Raw genomic sequence first — 21229 nt, 5'->3', positions numbered from 1 at the left:
GTATGGAGAGTCATCCACACAGTTCTTCTTCTTTTTTACTCAACAGAGGGAAAAATTGCCTGACTAATAACTGCGATTTACTGTTAAAGCGATCCTATCCACGGCCGTCTTATCCGCAGCCGTTTTATTCGCATTCACGTGATTTTATTCGGTGTCACGCATTTCTATCCGCCATCACGACCACTCTGTTCGCCGTCACGCGAATTTTTAATATCTAATCTTCGCTTTTCTCTGCCCAAAATCGACTTCTGGATAATAAGCATTTTTCACTAATAGATTCGGCCCAAGGCAACGTGCTGCTGGACAATGACAGTTAAGTGATTTAGCTATTGGTTGCTCCAACCAACGATCAAACATGGATGGTAGTGTTTCTGTATTAATATTTCCAAGTGGTGGTACGTCTCCAAAGTCCGCAACGATCACATCACCAGTGAAGATGTTAACGTTAAGTCGTGATCTTCCATCTGGATCATTTCGAACGGACACGTTTTTGCTTTGATAAATTCTTTCCTGTAATTTAAGGTCTTCTTCCTTTTCATTGCATGGATAAAATGGCAACGTCCCAAATAACATCCAAACATCTTCATTACGAATATCAAGGATGTGATGAATCGCGTTTCTCGTTTCTTCTAAAGAAAGAACTTCCAGATTAGCCGCGAAGTCACTTGGGTACATCGGATGAATCTCGTGGCGTGCACATTTCATCTCCTCAACAACTTGCTTATGAATATGTTCAAGATGTGGCAATGTTCGTTTATTAAGCATTGTTTCAGCTGAAACCATCACGCCCGCTTCTGAAAGTGCCCGGCTATTTTCAATCATCCGTTCGAATTGCTGGGCACGGCGCTCACGAGGTGGCTTTCTTTCCATGTTCGCAAATCCGCCATCTATAAAGTCATCAACCATTCCCCAATTGTGAGAAATATGGAGGACATCCAAATACGGGGCAATCAATAAATAACGATCTAATGGCATCGTTAAGTTGGAGTTCATTTGTGTGCGCACACCACGTTCATGTGCATATTTTAATAACGGGAGCACATACTGCTCCACTGACTTTTTCGAAAACATTGGTTCTCCGCCAGTTATACTGAATGCACGCAAATGGGGAATTTCATCTAATCTTTGAATCAACAAATCTATCGGCAATGCATCCGGATCTTTATGTTGGAGCATATATCCTACAGCACAATGCTCACAACGCATATTACATAAATATGTAGTTGTAAATTCAATATTCGATAATGTTAACTCCCCATGCTCTGTCACATCTAAATATGCTTCCCACGGATCATAAGTTGGTGTCATATTTTTTAATGTTGGCGCATTTTTTATCATCGGTAAAACTCCCTTTTTTATAAAAATCAAGAAATGATCGCTCATTCCCGAAAAAACACTTCCTTCATTGTAGCACGGATAGTTATTCGTATTCAGTTGCTTTTGTTTATATGTAAAAACAAATATAATTCGAAGCATCCAACTCTTGTAGTATCGAATTCAATTATAACAAAAAATTATTTACAATTTTATTTGTCTTCTATTCACTTTGCGTAGCACCGCCCTTTTTCCACAAAAAAAAGAGCAATGAGTTTCGTTCCCTCACTGCTCTCCTACTATTATTTACTAGATTTCTTTTCAATAAAGAATGTTGTAATAAAGAACAAAATAAAACTGATTAATATAATTACGCCTCCACCGATATAAAAGACCAATGATACTCCATCGGCTATATTAAATGGTTTAATGAAATTCAGCCACATTCCCAAAGTCAGTCCTATTGTACCTATAATAGCCGTCCATGTATGCCATAATGCTATTTTTTTCGACTTAATCTGGAATATCTCATAATATACACCCCAGGCGAATAATGTTAACCAACCAAGAACAAGTATGTGGGCATGAATCGGGCGAAAAGCATAAGAACCAGCACCTGCCATATGGGCGCCTAACACCGCTCCAATTACTGAAAAAATCGCTGAAAATCTAATAAGCAATAAATTTCTTCCGTTCATATTATTTCTCCCCTATCTATATTTCAATCTTTATCATTTAACTTATATCTACAATATAGAGGAGCAACATGAACGGAATATGAATAAGAGATTACAGTTGTTAATTTTACTTACATATCGATTGGATATGACTAAAGAGAACTTGCTCTATTTTCTTTTTATCGATGCGGTTTGGCTCGAACATCGCATGAAGTGCCAATCCATCGACTAATGCATATAATTTTTCTATTTCCAACTCTTTATTTAACTCCTTTTTCAGAAGTTGAAAATGCTCTAATAACTCAATCAGCTTTTGCAGTCCTTGAAGAATACCATCATGATGTACCTCAAACACTGACTTGTCATGCATAAAATGAGCAATAAAGGCAAACCACACTTCCATTTCGGCCAGTGTTTCTTTATTAGTTGGAATAATTTCCATTAGTATTTTTAAAACTAATTCTTTTGGCGGAAAATTTTGCTGGGCAATCTTTTCAATTCTAGCAGTGGCGTTTTCCTTGACGAGGTTCATCGCATACATAAGTAACTCATCTTGTGTGGAAAAATAATGGCGTAAAGCACCTGATGACAAATCGGCTTCCTTAGCAATATTTCTTACTGTCGCTCCTTCCATCCCTCGTTCCAGAATAACGCGCCAAGTCGCTTCAGCAATTTGTATTTTACGTTTTTCATGATCAATAATTTTTGGCATACCTCTATTTTAACAATTAATAATTTGATCGGCAATTTTAAATAACACAGTTGTATTGTCAAAATCATCATGTTAAAATAAAATAAAATAAAATAAATAGTACAGTTGTATTAAAATGAGGAGCGCATATATGAATTTAGTGGCATGGATGATCATTGCATGTGAAATTGGATTTTGGATTGTGATTTTAGGAGGATTAATTACTAGATATATATTTAAAAAGAAAAAACTTGGACTTTTTCTTCTTGCTTTAACTCCAGTCATTGATTTAATCCTTCTCATCATTACGGGTATTGATCTGCACCGTGGTGCTATTGCAACACAAGCTCATGCCATTGCAGCAGTGTATATTGGAGTCTCCATTGCATTTGGTAAAAGCATGATTGAGTGGGCAGATGAAAGATTTCTCTATTATGTAACAAAGCAAGGGCCAAAACCGCTAAAACGAGATGGTTTTGAACATGCTAAACATGGATTTAAAGGTTGGTTAAAGCACGTCATTGCCTACGGAATCGGTTCCGCTATTTTAATTGGACTCATCTTTTATATTGATAACAAAGAACAGACAGAAGCTTTATCAAGCACATGGAAGGTTTGGTCACTCGTTTTAGGGATTGATTTCCTCATTAGTGCAAGTTACTTTATTTGGCCGAAAAAACTGAAAGCATGAAAACGAACAAAAAATCTGTCCCAGAACTCGTCTAGGACAGATTTTTCAATTACATTTTCAGATCAATATTTCCACCTAAATGCGGTTGAGCTGCATGCTGAATTGCTGTAACATTTGCAGAGTTTAACAAATCGACCATTGCATCCCCTTGTTGCACTGCCGTTCCTTTAGCCATTTGCATAACTGATATTGATGCTTGCTGTTGGACTTTTCCTTGGCTAAGTGCCATTGATAATGCCGCAATATCCATTGTGATCCCACCTTTGATGAATGTCATCTTTAGGTCCATTTTACCACAGGAAGGAAATTCCACAAAGGTCTATTCTGAAGTTTTCCATTCTACTTTAACAGGGTTCCATTTTCCGTTTTCATAATACCAGGTTGTTTCAACCGTTCCTAAGCCATCTGCATGATAAGCTCCACTAATTTGTCTATAGCCCTTCAATCCATAGCCTTTTTTGTTTTTCACCTTTACTATTTCGAAAAATGCAATGGGATCAATCATTAATTCTGTCGGTTCATTTAGCATGCCATTTTTTTGAAATAAACCTAAGGAAATATAGTCATCTTTGCGGCTACTTAAATCGAGAACGATTGGGTCTTTTATTCCGGGGATTTCGATGATTGCTTTGAAATCATTTTGGAATGCCCCTTCGATTTGCAATGGTTCTGGTAAAGGTATTTCTTTAAGCTGTGCATCTTTCAGAGTGTGTAATGCATAATTGTATAAACCACCACTACCGCCAGTAGCACTGGAATATAATATATCATCCACTCCATCATGATTCAGGTCGGCGAACTCGAGTTTCGGTTCATAACCGCCTTCATAATCAATTCTAACTTTTTTACCATCTCGTAATTCTATTTCCGCCCATACTTTTTGATAAAATTTGGAGTTCGATTCAAATGGTATACCGTATAAGGTGATTTTATTACGTACTCCATCACCTGTAACATCATGGTCGTATTCTAAAAGGGCGGTAGGTTTTTCTTGAGCATACATCGTATTATTCCAAGAAAAAATCAATATAATTGCCATGACAATTGTCATTAATCTATTTCTCATCATTTATCGCCTCCGGATATAGCTATCATTATTACTTTTCACTAAATAGCATGGAATTATGTACAAGAAAAAAGAGCAATGACTATATTGCCATTGCTCTCAGAGCGTCGACAACCCTGATAAAACATCAACATTGGATAGAGTAGGTTTTCCGAAGCTTATCGCGGGGCGAGCGGACGCTTCTCCAAACCACGAAGTTTTTTTCTAATTACTTATTCATTTTTACTATGAAGGTAAGACTAATCTTAAAGTAATAAGAATTAATGGAAAGAAACCAACATCCTGTAAGCAAATTATTAGTGAATATTACTATGAACAACTTGTTCCACAAAAACCATTTCATTCACAAATCGGTTGCTACGAATGGTTTCACCTTCATTTATCCATTGGTCGAAGACGTTATTTCATTGCGTTTTTGGTATTCGCTCCATGGTTAAAAATAAAAATACAAAAAGGTAGTTGGAATGAGATGATTCCAACTACCTTTTGTCTTCAAATCTAAGAGCTATTACCAAGTTGCTTTCTAAACGACTTTTATTTGTAAAAAACTTTATCGACATTATACTTCGCTTGTTTTGTGTTAATCAAATAAGTTTCATAAATTTCACGGTCTGTTGGATCTTCTACGATCGAAACGGTAATTTTTTTGACCTCATTCCGATGATTTTTGATTGGTGAAACGGTATCTTCAAAATGTTTCTTTATACGTTGGCGAAGCTTTCGTGCCTTCCCTACAAACAAAAGCTCATCACGCTCATTATAAAACTGGAAAATACCGCCTTTGTCACGGGGAATTTCATGAAAGTCGATAAATCCATAGATTGGTTTAATTGGCGCTTCATCATTCTCGATTACTTGTTTGCGTTGCGTAATGGTTATATCTGCAGCAGGTTCTTTAATATTTATCATATTGATCACGTCCTCTATATACTTAAGGGCTAATATTATCACATTTGAAAAAGCAAATCTATTGATGAGGCTACATCCTGATTCATTTTACCACCAAAAAGATAACCCTATACGAACATAATTAGGGATGTTGGATTTAAATTACACCAAAGTACCACAATCCGGAAGATGTAACATGGAGGTTTTCGTTTTAATCTCGAAAATATTGCAATACTCATACAGGCTTAACTCTTGTACAATTAGTGGAAGATATGTTGGCCCATTTATTAACGAATAGACAATTTAGTGAAAGAAGGATTATCTAACTCCGAAATAGAAATGTAAAGTGACCACAATTGAATTTTAAAGGAGAATGCAAAATGAAGCACTTTTTATTAGAGTCACACTGTGTATTCCCGACTCCAGATATTATTAAAACAGCAAACTTTTATGAACAGAAGATGGGATTTAATGTTGTTCAGTATATGGACTCAAATGAACCTCATATTTGCTTATATCGTGATACCACTGAAATTATCTTAACTAAATCTAACGGACAAAAAGTAATTCCAAATAGAGATTTATATGGCTACGGGTATGATGCTTACTTTATCACAAAAGATCAAGATGAACTTCAAAAAGAGTTCATCCATTCCAACGTAAAAATAGTCCGTACTCTAGACAATACTGATTACAATAATAAAGAATTTGTAATTGAAGATATAGATGGAAGATGGATTGGATTCGGAATTAAAATTGGTTAAAGAGTATCAGGGTAAGTTTGTGATAGAATATACTAAAATTAACGAGTGATTTACGGGAATAGAAAGCAAAAATAACTACAAATTATAGCTCCATTCGTAACATATCGGACTGGGCTATCTTATTGGCTGAAAACAAAAAAAACCGCAGATTGCGGTGCAATTTGATACACATTTTTAGCTGTATATTAACGTTTTGTGATAGAATACGGAACTCATTGATACGCTGGATCCTCTTTTTATTCGAAATTCAACTTTCAATTTTTCGCGTATTTCTGCTCATACATTTGCTTGAAAAACTCCAATTTATTCGTTGTCCCGAGTACCGATGGATAACGTTGCATCTTTTTAAATTGCCATTCTGTATCTACTGGCCAAACGACAATTGTGATTCCTGCTTCTTCGCAAAGTTGAACGTAATAGTCCGTTAAATATTCCACTCTTAAAGACAAATAAGTTGCTTTTATTTCCTTCATAAATGGAATCACAGCTGGAGAAGCCCCATGTTGAATAATGCCGAGCTCCATATCATCTGATAACTTGCGCATATTTATTATTGCATAATGGTCAAATGAATTTACATATACGTGATCTAACATTCCTGTTTTTAAGATTACATTGAGTACTGCTTCTTCCAAGCCATTATACAGATCACCATGTTGTTTCAACTCAATACTTACCATCATTTTACCTTTAGCAAATCGCAATGCCTCTTCTAAGGTGGGAATCGTCTCCTTTTCACCAACTCGAAGGTCTCTTAATTCTTCATATGTAAAATCTTTTACCCTTCCTTTTCCATTCGTCATTCGATCGACAGTGATATCATGCATAAGGACAGGAATTCCATCTTTACTTAAATGAACATCTAGTTCCAGATGAGTAAACCCAAGATCATAAGCAGCATGATAAGCAGACAACGTATTTTCTGGATATTTAACAGGATACCCTCGATGGGCTAATGCTTTAATTTTCATTTTCCGTTCCACTCCCTCTCGGTTTGTATGCGCTATCAAATTTTCCTTCCGATTGCTTATCATCATAACAATTTATCTCTTATTAAAAAAGTAATATATTCGATTATATAGAAAAAGCCAACCTAGAGGCTGACTTTCGCTAAAAAGGCTTTAATATCATTAGAACGATAATAATGAAAAAAATAGTATTCGCGATATTTTCACATACATCTAGTTTCTTAGATAAACGTACGTATTCTGCTGGGATGTCATCCCCTTTATGAGAAGCTAAAATAGCTTTAATAGGCTTTGATAAAGGAGCTAATAAAATAGGTCCCATCGCTAGTCCTATTAAAAAGAGAGTTAAACTTACTACATACCAACCCGTACGAAATAAGCTTGGATTAATCATCCCCATTAATAAACCTGTACCGATTAATAACAAGCCACCTATCATCACCATCATATGAAGTCGCCGCTTGATCACGTAAGCATTACGCAACTCCGTCATCGTTTTTGCCGATTTTGCAATCATACTTAATATGAAACCCGGCCCCATACCAAGAATGGCTGAAATAATATGAATAAAAACAAGAATTTTATAAAATGTAGCCAAATATTCCCCTCCATCCAATCCAACTCATTATGTATAATTGATCCCTTCGGTTGAATTCATTACTCTTATACATATATTTTTTCCTTTTCCAAGAGGTTCTTCTTTATCATTATATACTAATTAAGTTCATTTTTTTGTGAGACAAATCACAACTTTTCATCCTTTAACAATTTTGCGGGTAAACTGTTCTTTTGAATACATTTTGCTTGAATGTTACAGTTACGGAAGAATGAAAATAATTTTAGGAGGGAATACATGAGCATGAACAATAAACAAATCATTTTAGCTAAACGTCCAGAAGGTATGCCAGACAAGGATACTTTTTCATTTATCGATAAGGAAATTCCTAGTATTAATAGCGGTGAAGTTCTTATTCACACGTTATATGTATCTGTTGATCCTTATATGCGAGGACGAATGGCAGATGTAAAGTCTTATGTTCAGCCTTTTCCAGTTGGAGAAGTGATGGAAGGAGGAGTGATTGGAGAAATCATTGAGTCGAAATCCTCTCATTTTAAAAAAGGTGATTTTGTACTTGGAAGTTTAGGTTGGGAACTATATTCAGTTGCAAATGAAAAAGCCGTTAGAAAAATAGATCCTTCTGTTGCTCCTATCACTACTTATCTTGGTGTGCTTGGTATGACTGGGTTAACTGCTTATTTTGGACTGCTTGACATCGGCAAGCCGCAAGCAGGTGAAACGGTTGTCGTTTCTGGAGCAGCGGGTGCTGTTGGTTCGATTGTAGGACAAATAGCAAAAATTCAAGGTGCTAGAGTCGTTGGTATCGCAGGTACGGATGAAAAAGCCCAACTTTTAAAAGAGAAATTGGGCTTTGACGAAGTGATCAATTATAAAACAGAAAAAAATATCGAAAAAGCTATTGAAACGGCATGTCCAAATGGTGTGGATGTCTATTTTGATAACGTCGGTGGAGACATTTCAGATGCAGTCATGCAACACTTAAATAACTTTGCTCGCATCCCAGTTTGCGGTGCTATTTCCAGTTATAACAAAACAGAAGCCGATATTGGTCCAAGAGTACAAAGCAAGCTCGTAAAAACCCGCTCCCTGATGAAAGGTTTCCTTGTTGGGGATTACAGCAATCAAGTCACTGAAGCTGCCGAACAGCTTGGAAAATGGTTAAGCGAAGGAAAATTGCAATACGAAGAAACAATTATTGAAGGCTTTGAAAACATTCCAGAAGCATTCATTGGCCTATTTGAGGGAACGAATAAAGGTAAACTCCTTGTAAAAGTAGCTGAGCCTGAAAGCAAAAAATGATGAGATAAGATGCTTCACATAATATAGGTGATTGTACCTAAAAATCTTTCATCAATCCTTTGCATTCTGCATATTTCATCGTATAATAGTAATATAATAAAAAGAGTACAGAATGTCAGTGTAGACATACTCATGTACGTCAAAACTAGGATAGAGACACTTCTCAGAATCTTATACCTGGTTACCTTAAAAAAAGACCGAGTGCTCCAACACTCGGTTCATCCAGTTGTATGCCGCAACGTGTACGGCTGGCCCAGCTAATTGAGGTAAATGAAATAACCGTAATCCTTAGGCAGTGGAGGACGGTTATTTCTTTTTGTTGTTATAGATGACAAGTGATACGATTAATGTTAGAACACTGATTGCCACAATACTAAACTGTCCAACAACACTCAATGCCTCATATACTGTCATCAACACCACCTCCCTTCTCGGGTAAGCGGCCAACCGTCCTATCTCACTTAATACAACTTTAATATTAGTATAACAGAAAAAAACAGAAAAGAAACATATGTTCTATCAAAATATTAAAAACAAAGATTTATTTTTAATAAGCTTACGACCTTAAACTCTCGTAGCCTTATCCGTTCTTGTATCTATTCATTCTTCTTATCTATCGTTTCATTAATTTTCTTATTTCCTTCATCCACATAATCGTTCCATTCTGCATTCCCGTTATCAACACTTTCTCTCCAAGCCTGGTTTCCAGTGTCTACGGCATATCTCCATTTAGCGTCTCCATAATCAACAATCATCGAAAACATTTTTGATGCTGGATGATCATAGTCAGCAAATCTGTCTTTTAAATATATTTGAGCCATTTTGAGTCGTTCTTTCTCTTGGATACTTTTTGCTTTCATGCTTTCTTTTGTACTGTAAGCCAATTCTTTCTTTTGCTCTTTTATTTCATAAGCCTCCGATTTTCCAGTTTCCTTCCATTCCATCCACTTCTTCTGAATCTCTTCATATTGTACTTTCATATAATTTTTAAAGTCACGTTCTGAATTCACATAAGTAAATTCTCCATTACCTGCACTTGCAACTTCTTTCAGTAGTGTTTGGCCGGCGTCATCTACATCAAAACCGATGATATTAACAACTGTTTGAATATCCGCATCCACCAGTTCTTTCGCTGCTTTAACTGGATCTCCATCACAAGTCTCAATCCCGTCACTAACTACATAAACAACGACATCATCCGTATTTTCTGGGATATCTTCTTTCACACTCTCCAAAGCTAAAGCAATTGGCGTCCAACCTGCTGGTTTTACTTTATCCAAAGATTGCTGGAATTCTTTCTGATTAAAATGATCATTATATAGATTCTCCGAACTGCTACAAGATAACTTTTTATCTGTATCACTTCCAGTTCCTTCATGACCGTATACACGCATGGATATTGTTGCATTCTCAGGCACTTGCTCGGCAAATTCTTTCACTGCTGCTTTTGCGGCTTCCATTCTCGTCTTATTTCCAGACATCGCCTTCATACTCCCACTCGCATCAATTAAAATTGCATAATGGGCAGTTTTTAATGTAGGTGAATTTACCGTTTCATCAGGACGATCAACATTTACCTCAACGCTAGAATCAAAATTCACTAATGTTTGCATTTCTTCATGAAAATCTTCTGCTAGCAAATAAAGCATTTCTTCTAAATATTGTTCTTGAGTTAAATCATCAGGTAATTGTTCCAGTGCCTCATTTACCTTTCCCTCGTCGTACTGATCGCCACTGTAAATACCTGGATGCCGTAGTAATTCTTTTTCAACATCTGTAAACTCTCGATCAACATTTTCAATATCATAGTACTCTACTTCTTTTGGTTTATACCCACTTTCTATTGGTTTTTCCGTAGCTATACTTTCGGTTTGCTTTTCAGTAGATTTTGACTTTTCCGCCGGTTTTTCCTTTGATGAACATGCTGTTAATATAAAAATTAAAATAACGAATCCATATAAAAGCTTTCTCATAGGTTGATTCCCCTTCTACAGATAGATTATCAATTATTATAAACCATCCTCATCTATCGCTAAAGGTACGAAACAACTATCTATACTATGTTTTATTAATACTCATAGAACGTAATTGTAAGTGTACTGTATTCCAATGATACTAAGAGCCGACTAAAAAGACTTCAACCACTGCAACTGTTACTGAGCTCCGAAAATGTAGCATAGTTCATTATCTTCTCACATTATTAAAAAAGTAACCTCCCTATAAAAAAGGGGGGTTACTGTATTTCTCATCACGAATGTTCATTTCTTTTTTGTACTGGCGCTACCTATTCCACATCCAATTGCAATTCCAATAGCAATACCAATTGCGATATTATCAAGCGCAATGCCCAAGGGGATTCCTAGTGCGACACCAATTGCTATACCGGTTGCCATCTCATTTTCCTGCTTATCTTTTTTGATAGTGTGGTCACTCCCATACTAAAAAAGTTGGTTCATCAACAGCAATCACGTTACACGATCGAAATAAATAATGGTTCCGTTTAACCATTCTATTTTATTGCAAATTCAAGGATCGCATCAATCACAGCTTTTTCCCAATAATAAGCATTGAAGGTGTGATCGCCCCCTTCGATTGGTAGAAGGCTAGCCTGAGCTTTATAACTATTTTCAATATAGAGATTGGAAACCTCAAAGGGGACAGCCTCATCCTTTGTACCATGAATTAGCAATACCTTTCCCTTATATTTGGCAGACTGCGACCATACTTCAAGGTTTTTTACATCTTCAAGAAACGCTTTTCCCACAAGATTGCCACCATGATCATACGCATCATGGCTTGCAATAAAAGGAACAGAATTAATCATCGGTTCTATTGAATTACCTATTGTCCCAGCAGGAGCCATCAAAATTAACTTCTCAATCTCGGTAGACAACTTTCCTGCAAGTAAACTAGCGATAAGGCCGCCCATACTAAGCCCAAGTATGATTATTTTGTCTTCATCAACTTGCGGATGGGATTTAACATAATTGAATATTGATTCTGCCTCTTCCAATTCTCCTGACACAGTCATATCTTCAAAATTCCCATCACTCTCACCACTACCAAGAAAATCGAAACGGAAACTTGCAATACCCTTCGCTTCCAATTCCCGTGAAATCTTTAAGAATAAGCGATGCGGCTCAAGCTTCGTTCCAGTAAATCCATGAAATAAGATGACGGCTGGCAGTTTTTCCCCTTCAGGCATATGCTCCATACCGCGAAGTTCAAGACCTTTATGGATGATCGATACAGCTTTCTGCATGATTAACACCCTTCCTTTTTATGTATTGCTAATATTTTAACACTTTATAATAATAATCGGTAATACCTTTAGCTCACTTTCGTCTTTTTCACCTTAACGATCCAATTAATTAGATCCTCTCTATTATATAGATGAACATCATTTGACTTCGCTAATGTGCAAGCAGCTTTTGTATAATAACTATTTGTAACGACCCACGCTTCAGATGCTTGATAGTGAGGCATAGCTGTTCCAACCTCCTGCACCGCTTTTATCCCGACATTCTTTTTGTATCTTTTAACTTGAACAACAATGCACTTTCCAGTAGGTGAGGTTAAAAGCAAATCGGCCCCAAAATCACCAGTAGTTTTGGTTAATCTAACCTTATATCCCTTTTTCGATAGCAAATGATATAAATATTCTTCAAATTGCTTTCCAGTCATCTGATCAATCTTATCATCCCAGACATTAAGGTTTTTCTTTTATGAAGTATACTACGTATCACTAATATCAGTATATATAATATAGTCAATCCAACCCCTACACTTAAAGTGGTAGATAGATCACTAGTTTTAAAATAGATCCATAAAGATAAAAAAATGATTGCTGTGAAAATTATTTCTTCAGGTGAATCCTTTTTCTTCATTCATATTCCTCCATGTATTACCTATGATGAAAAAATAATGAAACACATCCACCTCTTCTCCAGAAAAGGTAATGTATTTCAGTTACAATAAAGCGATATGTATCTCTTATTCTTACCCACGCAAGTTATTATTCGGATCTCCATCAGGATTAGAACGTTCATAACCCCCGCCTTGCTCTTCCGTCAATTGGGTATTGGGATTTCCATCTCCATCACGATAATAATCTGATACTACAGTTCCATCGGCTCTCGTATAACCGTCTACATGATGTGGTTGTACATCATGCGTGTCTGGAGTCTGTTGATCTAAGGCCATTTGTGTACTAGCATCTGTACCATCGGGCCCATCTAATACATCAATTACACCGATGGCAAATGCTCCAACTGCTACAGTAGTAACAATTCCTGCACCGCCTTTTTTTACCATCTCCATATCACCATCCCTCGCACCAACAATCACTTTCTCACAATTTTGCACAGCATTTTTAGCTGTATTGTATACACCTTGCGCAGTCCGACCAATCGCTTCTGCCATATCGTCTAATCCTTCTTCACGTTTATACTGATCATCTTGGACTATACCTGAAACGGTATGAATCGCTCCATCCGTAAAAGTACCAAGCGTATCACCTGCAAAGGTTGATGCCCCTTTCACACCATCCCCGATATCCTCTAATAACTTTGCACCCGCCACTTCACCAACAAACTTTATCGGACCTCCAACAACGGTTCCTGCAATTTCACCTAGCCCTTTACCAATCCCACGAAATAACCCCATATTTTTTCCCCCTCCTAAATACCTACTTACATTGTATAGCAATAGCTTCCACATTGTAATACGATAACTTTCATTCCAATAGAAAAAACCTGCCTTCTAACCTAGATGGCAGGTTCTCCTCATATTTAAGTTCAAGCATGCTGTTTGATCGGTGTAGGATCGATTGTCTCGTTATGTTTGTGTTTATTTTTATCGATTGTTTTTTTGATCATTGGTGTTAAGAAACGATCTGCTCCCCAATATGTGGCGCCTTTTCTAGCGAATAACAAGATAACTGCTATGATGAGAAGCGTTGGGTTCGTGCTGATTGTTCCCGCCCAGAGGAAGTTCAAGTTCATAAGTCCACCGGCAATTAATGCAGGAATGGTAAGTGCCCCAACAATTAATCCAATACCGACTAACAGCTCGCCCCATGGGATCAACACGTTAAATAATTTCGCATTTGGCAAGGCAACAGTTTCAAGAAATGTTCCATACCAACCTTGTACGATAGGTGCCTCTCCACCTGCTTTAGCAATTGCTCCGTGTAAGAATCCAGTTGCATCAAAACCGCCAATCACTTTATGCCATCCAGCTTGTAACCACTGAACCCCTAACCATATTCTTACTAATGCCCAAAGACCTGCTACCACTTTACCGTCGAATAATTTTCTCATTTTCCTCACTCCTATAAATTATTAGAGTTTGTGATACAATTCACATGTATGGATAAAAAAATTTAAATGACTGCTATTTTGTATACTGTTTAGTTATTTGTGAAATGTTTCACATTGTCTCTTCACTAATAATATACTATGTTTCCACTCGATATGCAACAACCTTTTTGACAATTCACTTTTCTGACGCAAATACTCACATATAGGACAAAATATTCTTTTAGTTACTTTGGTGAATAGGACAATCTCGCACCTTCATACTTGTATATAGAGCTTATTTTGTACATTCTTATGTTCACTTGAGGTGAGTTATATGCTGGTAGGAAATCTTGGTTTTTTATTATGTATAAATATTTTATTAATAGGATTAACGTATTTACGCCTTCATAACATGCGAAAGCAAATCGGATTTCAACTAAGTATGAATATGGCTAATTTAGCTGGCGGGATTGTAGCTTTTATTACGGGAGTAATTTTGATATACCAATTTCCATTAAAATTTGTATTAGTCACGATTATTAGCACACTCGTCGGAATGTTAGTCGGAGGAATATTTGGTAGGTTATTCAACCATCAAGCATTGTTAACAGGATTTATTAACGGTCTCATGTTAGGCATTATGGCCCCTATGGTGGGAGCTGCTGCGCAAAATAGCTTTATTTTTTTAGCCTTTTTAGAACTGATATTTTTTCTTAGCATGTTCCTGCTTATCTTCGCCGCTAAATATGAAAAGCACGAGGAGATGAATGCCGATTGACTCTTTTTCTTTCCTGTATCCTCACTTTCAACAGTTCAATAGGTTTGTTTATTTATAGAAGCTTGTATAGAAAAAGAAAAGCGTTAGGTGTCAAAGATGGGATGGCTATGTGCGCTAGTAGTATTTTAAGCTTAAATATGGGGATGAACCTGCTATTTTTGCTTCCAGCGAGTATATCTTTGACTTCTATTATTAGCGGGATCATTGGTGGATCAATTGGCATCCTGTTTGGTTTACTTGTAATATTCCAATCATTATTATCCATTTTTTTCTACGGAGTTGTGGGTGGATTGATGGGAACAATGCTTGGTGCTGTAATTAAGAATCCTAGTCTATGTAGTTTGCCTACAGTCAATATAAATATGGTAGAGCAAAACACTATAATTTTTAGCCTTTTTGGCTCTATCCTTATTGTTTTGACAACCGGCTTACTATGGTATTCGCTAATCAAACAGGAACAAATGGGGGAATCATCTGCATATGTAAGCTTATAACCTTCCGCCATTACATTTAATTAACAATACTATTAGCGGGAGGCATCAATGGATGAAAAAATATATCATTCTCCTCTTTATCTTTGTTATTAGTGTGGCATTGGTTTATTGGTTTTGGCCAAATAGCAAAGGATTACCCATATTGGAGAAAGTAAAGGCTTTTCAATTAGATGATGTCCATGGCAATATTTATCATTCAGATAATAATAAAATCAAATTACTTACATTTTATTACACAAATTGTCCTGACATTTGTCCTTTAACAATGGTAGATTTCAATGACTTACAGGCTGACCTCAAAAGTGAAGACTTATTTGGAAAAAAGGTCGAATTAGTGGCCATCACTTTTGATCCAAAACACGACACTACAGAAGTAATTAGGAATTATGCGAGTGCCTTCCAAGCAGATCCATTAGGCTGGAAATGGTTAAGGGGCACAGAAAAAGAAACAAAAACAATTGCCGATCAATTAAAACTCCAATATGTAGAATCTGAAGATGGTATATACACACATTCAACGACGATGTATTTAATAGATGTGAATAATAAAGTACGTGCTCTTTATCAGATGTCCAACTCAAAGAACCCTATTGAAAAGGAGAAGATTTTAGAAGATATTCGTCTTTTGACTGATGAATTCTAACTGGGCTCGTTCATTAAAATGCTACAGCTTTTAAGATTTCCTCGGCCAAGTTCATTTTTTCTGCTTTACTCACTAAAATAACGTTTGTAAACAATTACCTTGCATCCACAATTTGAATGCAAGGTAATTGTTTTTTCATTTATTCTGTAAATTACTCGATTATTCCTCATTCAATCTATTACATATTTAGTGGGCTCTTTGAAATCTACTATTAAATATGGAATCGTTTTATTAGCGATACACTCAATTATTTTCATTGGGAGACTCGAATCTTCCAATGAAAATAATGCATAGACCCATGGAGCATGAGGTTGAATGAACAATATTTAGATTTATGTAACATTTCACACTTTTGCCTATAGTAGTACAAAAATGTCCTTGATTTTCTAAAAAGCCTAGTTTATCATTAACCTAACATTCATTAGGTGGTGAATTTTTTGACTAGAGACAAAATTCTAGAAGCGGCTATTAATCAATATTCGCTTTTTAATTACCATGGGGCTACTATGAGAAAAATTGCTGAGGAGGTGGATATTAAACCTGCCTCCATTTATTTTTTCTTTAAAAATAAAGAAGAATTATTCGTTGCAGCGTTTCAGATGCTTTTAGAAAAGCATCTTTTAGAAATGAAAAAAGTCTTAAATGAGGCTCGCGACAAGTCTATTTTAGAAATTTTCCATTCCTTATTAATTGGGACTATTGATTATCATAAAAAAAATATGCATGAGACCAATGCCTATATCTCGTTAATCACGTCTCCCCCATCCGAAATAAATCGATTTCTACAAGAGCATATGAAAAATTTCGATTATTGGCTCATCGATTCTTTAACTGATTTAATTAAAAGGGACAAGCCATCTATTTCCAATCGGGAAGCAAGTACCATTACGAAACAGTTCCTTCTTTTAATGGATGGCGTTTTTTGGGAAATTAATTTATATGATGAAGAAGAACTATGTGAGCAAATCTACCATGCTCTTCACATAATAGCAATTTTACTCGGAGGCTATGAACATGAAAAATGATTACGCAAGGGAAGCTGTCCCATTGAATGAAAGAAAAAAGTGGTTTTCTATTAGTTTGGTCTGGATTGCTGTAGGAATAGATTTGTCAGCCATGTTGTTCGGAGCTGAATTAGGGAACGGCATGACGTTTAATGATGCATTGTTTTCAGTAATTATCGGATCAGCTATTTTAGGAGTACTAGCTGCATTTTGTGCATATGTCGGCGCCGTTACAGGGTTATCGACCTCCATGATCTCCCGTTTTACTTTTGGTATATCTGGAGCAAAGTTTGTTTCCTTTTTCATCGCTATTTCTTTACTTGGTTGGTTTGGCGTTCAAGCAGGTTTTTTTGCAGAAAATGCTTTTGTTGCCATTGAAGGATCCATTGGTTTAAGTGTCCCCATTCCTCTACTTGCAGGTATTGGCGGAATATTGATGATGACGACTGCCATTATTGGCTATAGGGCGATCGAAAAACTAAGTTCATGGTCTGTGCCTTTATTACTTATATTAGTTATCCTCGCGGTTATTTTAGCTGTTAATAAGTTTGGAATAAGCCAACTTAGTGCACCTGTAGACAATATTTTTTCTATTGGGATGGCTATTTCACTTGTTATTAGTATCTTTGTTGTTGGTGCAGTCATTTCTCCTGATGTATCCAGATGGGCTCGGACGAGAAAGGATGCAGTTTTAGCATCATTTTTCGGCTTTTTCTTTGGAAATAGCTTCATGATAATTGTGGCAATGATTTTATCGCGGATCATGGATGAAAGCAGTTTGACTACTATTATGATTACAGTCGGGTTAGGGATTCCCGGTATTTTAGTATTGATTCTTGCACAGTGGACAACGAACACTAGCAATGCCTATTCTTCTGGTTTAAGTCTTTCTGTCATTTTCACACGTACAAACAAAGCTGTTCTTACACTAGTCGCCGGTGGTCTTGGCACATTGCTTGCTGTGTTTGGTATTTATGATCACTTCATCAATTTCTTAACGATTATGACCATGTTTATCGCACCAATAGGTGGTGTATACACTGCTTCCTATTATATTGGGGGCAAGAAAATATTTGACAGCGTGAATGATCAAGCATTTAAATTTCTTCCTCTTCTTGCATGGGCACTTGGATCATTGATTAGTTGGCTCACTATGGAAGGCCCGATCGGATTGGAAATTTTCACTCTTACAAGCATTTCATCATTAGATAGTTTTTTAATTGCCTTTATTTTCCAATCTATATTCTTACTATTCTATAAACAACGCATGCAAAAAGGAGTTCATTAATATGAAATGGTTAAATGAGGAAGATATTGAGAATATTGCAGTCGGTGCCGCAGTCCTTGGCACTGGTGGGGGTGGAGATCCGTATATCGGGAAAATGATGGCTCTCTCTGCCATACAAAAATACGGTCCAGTTAAAGTAATTACAGTAGATGAACTAGAGGATAATCAATGGGTATTGCCTGCTTCTGGAATGGGATCACCTAGTGTCCTTGTTGAAAAGATCCCTTCATTTAAACAGTTAGTGGCCCCTCTTAAAGCTTTTGAAAAAGCATCAGGAAAAAAAACGGATGTAGTGATGCCGATCGAAATTGGCGGAGTTAATTCATTGATTCCCGTTGCTGTTGCAGCAATGATGAGAATTCCAATTTTAGATGGGGATGCCATGGGACGAGCTTTTCCCGAGGCACAGATGGTTACTTTTCATTTAGATGGCCTGAAACCAGAACTTGTTACACTTGGCGATGAACAAGGAAACGTTGTAACTATTGAACCTGCAAACGGTCATTGGAGTGAAAAACTTGCCCGTAATATAACTGTGGCAATGGGCGGATCTTCCATTGTTTGTGACTATGGTATTACTGGTGCTCAAGCGAAAAAAAGCGTCATTCCGGGCACTTTAACTTTAGCGAGACAAATCGGGGCATTATTAAAAGAACAAAGAACTGCAGCTATTCATCCTATTGTTCAAATGCTCGACATCTTGGATGGTTACCAATTATTTAAAGGAAAAGCCGTGCTCATAAAAAGAGGTGTTCAAGGCGGGTTTACACGAGGCGAAGCAAACTTTGATGGTACGGATGATGATAAAAATAAAACATGCACATTATTTTTTCAAAACGAACATCTTTTAGCAGAAATCGATGGCAAACCAATTGCAATGGCACCAGACTTAATTGCTGTATTGGATGAAGAAACTGGAATGCCTATTACAACAGAAGGTTTGAAATATGGAGCAAGAGTCGTGATTGTAGCCTTTCCTGCCAATGAAAAGTGGCGGACAAAGATTGGAATTGAAACGGCTGGTCCACGCTACTTCAATTATCCATATGATTATGTACCATTAGAAACTTTAGTAAAGGAGCAATCACCTAGATGATACGACTTGGAATTGACGTAGGAGGCACAAATACGGATGGCGTTATTCTCAATGATGCCAATGAAGTATTAGGAAGTGCAAAAACGGCAACAACAAAGGATATTTTTTCAGGCATTCAAATGACGATAAAAAGCCTGCTTGAGGAAACGAAAATAAATGTAAAAGAAATAAATGTAGCTACCCTTGGTACAACACATTGTACAAATGCGATAGTGGAAAGGAAATCATTAAACAAGGTTGGGATTGTTCGAATTTGCCTACCTTCTGGAACGACTGTCCCCCCTTTACTTGGCTGGCCTAATGATTTAGTTGAAAAGCTTCATGCAAAAACAGTGCTTATTCATGGCGGCTATGAATTTAACGGCATACCAATCGCAGATCTAGATTATGATGAGTTAAAAAAATCCGTAGATCTATTCCGTGGCCAAGTGGATTCGATTGCCATTTCCGGTGTTTTTTCCCCAGTCCTTGGTGATCAAGAAAAAGAGGTAGCACGATACTTTGAAAAAGAATTGCCGAATATCCCTGTGTCCATTTCAAGTGAAATTGGCTCAATCGGTTTGATTGAACGGGAAAATGCGACAATATTAAATGCTGCCTTAATGACAACGATTAGTCATGTGTCCAATGGCTTTAAACGCGCATTGCAAGCCGAAGACATTCATGCGAATATTTTCTTCGGCCAAAATGATGGGACATTAATGACAAATGAATACGCACAAAAATATCCAATTTACACGATCGCATGTGGGCCAACAAACTCTATTCGAGGTGCTGCCCATTTATCTAAAGAGCCGAATGCGATTGTCGTTGATATTGGTGGAACGACAACAGATATCGGTGTGCTAGCAAATAATTTCCCGCGCCAAACTTCACTTGCTGTTGAAGTAGGCGGCGTACGCACAAACTACCGGATGCCCGATATATACTCGATTGGCTTTGGAGGAGGAACCCGTGTATATCTTCAAGAAGATGCTTGGACAATCGGACCTGAAAGCGTTGGCTATCAATTAACTGAAAAAGGCATCGTTTTCGGTGGCACTGAATTAACAACAACAGATATCGCCATCGGTGCAGGTTATATGGAAATTGAACATACGGATCTATCACGCCTAGCATCGATTCCTTGCGAAAAAATTTATCCAGACTTCGTTACCTTAATTGAAAAAGCCATTGATCGCATGAAAACAAGTGCTGAAGATCTGCCAGTCGTTCTTGTTGGTGGTGGTGCATCACTCATACCCACAACATTAAAAGGAGCAAGCCGAGTCATTCGCCCTGAACATGCCCAAGTCGCTAACGCAATCGGGGCCGCCCTTGGAGATATAAGCGGGACAGTAGAGCGCATCTACTCCTTAGAAAATCAGAGTTATCAAGAAGTAATGGAAGAAGCGAAAGCGGAAGCTATTGAAGAAGCTGTCAATGCTGGTGCTGATCCGGATAAGGTTGAGATCATTTTATTGGAGGATTTTGCGCTTGCATATTTGCCGGGTAATGCAATACTGGTGAGGGTTAAAGCGGCGGGGCCGTTGAAAATTTGAAGATTTTTAATGTCTTACAGTCATCATATGATAGATTTATCGACCGGGTGTTAGCACTCGGTTTTTTTATGATAAATTTGTAAAACGAAAGAAGTATTAATGGAAAACGGGATAGAACTGCTTCTCTAAGAAACTGAATTCATTCTT

Annotated in this window: 25 protein-coding genes; 10 read left to right on the top strand and 15 right to left on the bottom strand. The window is 37.0% G+C overall.

Features of this window, described 5'->3' with window-relative positions:
- Positions 1 to 207: 207 nt before the first annotated feature.
- The 3 genes from yfkAB to BLE01S_RS11095 all read right to left on the bottom strand — a co-directional run bounded on the left by yfkAB (position 208) and on the right by BLE01S_RS11095 (position 2703).
- Positions 208 to 1338, bottom strand: a complete 1131-nt coding sequence (gene yfkAB, locus BLE01S_RS11105; protein ID WP_066142259.1) for a radical SAM/CxCxxxxC motif protein YfkAB — start codon at positions 1336 to 1338, stop codon at positions 208 to 210.
- A gap of 278 nt (positions 1339 to 1616) precedes the next feature.
- Entirely contained in the window at positions 1617 to 2012 is a 396-nt protein-coding gene (locus tag BLE01S_RS11100; protein ID WP_066141615.1) for a hypothetical protein, read from the bottom strand.
- 106 nt (positions 2013 to 2118) lie between these two features.
- Entirely contained in the window at positions 2119 to 2703 is a 585-nt protein-coding gene (locus BLE01S_RS11095; protein WP_066141613.1) for a TetR/AcrR family transcriptional regulator, read from the bottom strand.
- A gap of 130 nt (positions 2704 to 2833) precedes the next feature.
- Between BLE01S_RS11095 and BLE01S_RS11090 the strand changes: the two genes are divergently transcribed.
- Positions 2834 to 3373, top strand: coding sequence for a hypothetical protein (locus BLE01S_RS11090; protein ID WP_066141611.1), 540 nt, complete (start codon positions 2834 to 2836; stop codon positions 3371 to 3373).
- 49 nt (positions 3374 to 3422) lie between these two features.
- Here the strand turns inward: BLE01S_RS11090 and BLE01S_RS11085 are convergent, their stop codons facing one another.
- From BLE01S_RS11085 to BLE01S_RS11075, 3 genes are all read right to left on the bottom strand, one after another.
- Positions 3423 to 3623, bottom strand: coding sequence for a YjfB family protein (locus tag BLE01S_RS11085; RefSeq protein ID WP_066141609.1), 201 nt, complete (start codon positions 3621 to 3623; stop codon positions 3423 to 3425).
- 69 nt (positions 3624 to 3692) lie between these two features.
- Positions 3693 to 4442 carry a YybI family spore inner coat protein gene (locus BLE01S_RS11080; protein WP_111703528.1) on the bottom strand — a complete coding sequence of 250 codons (750 nt, stop codon included), beginning with the start codon at positions 4440 to 4442 and terminating at the stop codon, positions 3693 to 3695.
- 531 nt (positions 4443 to 4973) lie between these two features.
- Entirely contained in the window at positions 4974 to 5354 is a 381-nt protein-coding gene (locus BLE01S_RS11075; RefSeq protein WP_231955956.1) for a nucleotide excision repair endonuclease, read from the bottom strand.
- 353 nt (positions 5355 to 5707) lie between these two features.
- On the opposite strand from BLE01S_RS11075, the gene BLE01S_RS11070 reads away from it, so the two are divergent.
- Positions 5708 to 6091 carry a VOC family protein gene (locus BLE01S_RS11070; RefSeq protein WP_066141604.1) on the top strand — a complete coding sequence of 128 codons (384 nt, stop codon included), beginning with the start codon at positions 5708 to 5710 and terminating at the stop codon, positions 6089 to 6091.
- A gap of 254 nt (positions 6092 to 6345) precedes the next feature.
- Here the strand turns inward: BLE01S_RS11070 and BLE01S_RS11065 are convergent, their stop codons facing one another.
- Together BLE01S_RS11065 and BLE01S_RS11060 are read right to left on the bottom strand one after the other, a co-directional pair.
- The gene (locus tag BLE01S_RS11065; RefSeq protein ID WP_066142252.1) at positions 6346 to 7062 is read right to left on the bottom strand and encodes a glycerophosphodiester phosphodiesterase; all 717 of its coding nucleotides are present in this window, start codon (positions 7060 to 7062) and stop codon (positions 6346 to 6348) included.
- A 139-nt stretch (positions 7063 to 7201) separates the two neighbouring features.
- Positions 7202 to 7657 (bottom strand): DUF2269 family protein, encoded by a 456-nt coding sequence (locus BLE01S_RS11060; RefSeq protein ID WP_082788701.1) that lies wholly within the window; start codon positions 7655 to 7657, stop codon positions 7202 to 7204.
- Between the two features lie 255 nt (positions 7658 to 7912).
- Here BLE01S_RS11060 and BLE01S_RS11055 point away from each other — a divergent pair, with 255 nt between their 5' ends.
- Positions 7913 to 8938 carry an NADP-dependent oxidoreductase gene (locus BLE01S_RS11055; RefSeq protein WP_174521720.1) on the top strand — a complete coding sequence of 342 codons (1026 nt, stop codon included), beginning with the start codon at positions 7913 to 7915 and terminating at the stop codon, positions 8936 to 8938.
- 306 nt (positions 8939 to 9244) lie between these two features.
- On the opposite strand, the gene BLE01S_RS21165 is transcribed toward BLE01S_RS11055, so the two are convergent.
- The 7 genes from BLE01S_RS21165 to BLE01S_RS11025 form a co-directional block, all read right to left on the bottom strand.
- Positions 9245 to 9352, bottom strand: coding sequence for a putative holin-like toxin (locus tag BLE01S_RS21165; RefSeq protein ID WP_231955843.1), 108 nt, complete (start codon positions 9350 to 9352; stop codon positions 9245 to 9247).
- 182 nt (positions 9353 to 9534) lie between these two features.
- Positions 9535 to 10911: a VWA domain-containing protein gene (locus BLE01S_RS11050; RefSeq protein WP_066141600.1), complete on the bottom strand. Its 1377-nt coding sequence runs from the start codon at positions 10909 to 10911 to the stop codon at positions 9535 to 9537.
- A gap of 285 nt (positions 10912 to 11196) precedes the next feature.
- A complete protein-coding gene (locus BLE01S_RS21295) occupies positions 11197 to 11358 on the bottom strand; it encodes a glycine zipper domain-containing protein (protein ID WP_476703237.1) in 162 nt (53 codons plus the stop codon).
- Between the two features lie 89 nt (positions 11359 to 11447).
- Positions 11448 to 12200 (bottom strand): alpha/beta hydrolase, encoded by a 753-nt coding sequence (locus BLE01S_RS11045; RefSeq protein ID WP_066141598.1) that lies wholly within the window; start codon positions 12198 to 12200, stop codon positions 11448 to 11450.
- Positions 12201 to 12268: 68 nt separating this feature from the next.
- Positions 12269 to 12622, bottom strand: coding sequence for a restriction endonuclease (locus tag BLE01S_RS11040; protein ID WP_082788700.1), 354 nt, complete (start codon positions 12620 to 12622; stop codon positions 12269 to 12271).
- 315 nt (positions 12623 to 12937) lie between these two features.
- Complete coding sequence (locus tag BLE01S_RS11030; RefSeq protein WP_066141590.1) at positions 12938 to 13603, bottom strand: hypothetical protein; 666 nt, start codon at positions 13601 to 13603, stop codon at positions 12938 to 12940.
- Between the two features lie 131 nt (positions 13604 to 13734).
- A complete protein-coding gene (locus tag BLE01S_RS11025) occupies positions 13735 to 14259 on the bottom strand; it encodes a DoxX family membrane protein (RefSeq protein WP_066141587.1) in 525 nt (174 codons plus the stop codon).
- Between the two features lie 313 nt (positions 14260 to 14572).
- Here BLE01S_RS11025 and BLE01S_RS11020 point away from each other — a divergent pair, with 313 nt between their 5' ends.
- The 7 genes from BLE01S_RS11020 (at position 14573) to BLE01S_RS10990 (ending at position 21082) form a co-directional block, all read left to right on the top strand.
- Complete coding sequence (locus tag BLE01S_RS11020) at positions 14573 to 15016, top strand: hypothetical protein (protein WP_066141583.1); 444 nt, start codon at positions 14573 to 14575, stop codon at positions 15014 to 15016.
- A 101-nt stretch (positions 15017 to 15117) separates the two neighbouring features.
- Positions 15118 to 15510 (top strand): hypothetical protein, encoded by a 393-nt coding sequence (locus BLE01S_RS11015; RefSeq protein WP_231955844.1) that lies wholly within the window; start codon positions 15118 to 15120, stop codon positions 15508 to 15510.
- 52 nt (positions 15511 to 15562) lie between these two features.
- On the top strand, positions 15563 to 16153 hold the full coding sequence (locus tag BLE01S_RS11010; protein WP_066141574.1) for an SCO family protein: 591 nt from the start codon (positions 15563 to 15565) through the stop codon (positions 16151 to 16153).
- Between the two features lie 437 nt (positions 16154 to 16590).
- Positions 16591 to 17178, top strand: a complete 588-nt coding sequence (locus BLE01S_RS11005; RefSeq protein ID WP_066141570.1) for a TetR/AcrR family transcriptional regulator — start codon at positions 16591 to 16593, stop codon at positions 17176 to 17178.
- Positions 17168 to 18445, top strand: a complete 1278-nt coding sequence (locus BLE01S_RS11000; RefSeq protein ID WP_066141568.1) for a cytosine permease — start codon at positions 17168 to 17170, stop codon at positions 18443 to 18445. The genes BLE01S_RS11005 and BLE01S_RS11000 overlap by 11 nt, the downstream gene beginning before the upstream one ends.
- 1 nt (position 18446) lies before the next feature.
- Entirely contained in the window at positions 18447 to 19541 is a 1095-nt protein-coding gene (locus BLE01S_RS10995) for an S-methyl thiohydantoin desulfurase family protein (RefSeq protein ID WP_066141565.1), read from the top strand.
- Positions 19538 to 21082: a hydantoinase/oxoprolinase family protein gene (locus tag BLE01S_RS10990; protein WP_066141563.1), complete on the top strand. Its 1545-nt coding sequence runs from the start codon at positions 19538 to 19540 to the stop codon at positions 21080 to 21082. The genes BLE01S_RS10995 and BLE01S_RS10990 overlap by 4 nt, the downstream gene beginning before the upstream one ends.
- Positions 21083 to 21229 lie beyond the last annotated feature (147 nt).

Source organism: Lederbergia lenta NBRC 16444, assembly GCF_001591545.1.
In the GTDB taxonomy this organism is placed as follows: domain Bacteria; phylum Bacillota; class Bacilli; order Bacillales; family Bacillaceae_C; genus Lederbergia; species Lederbergia lenta.
Note: the sequence above shows the minus strand (reverse complement) of the source record. Positions and strands in the feature narration are given on the sequence as shown.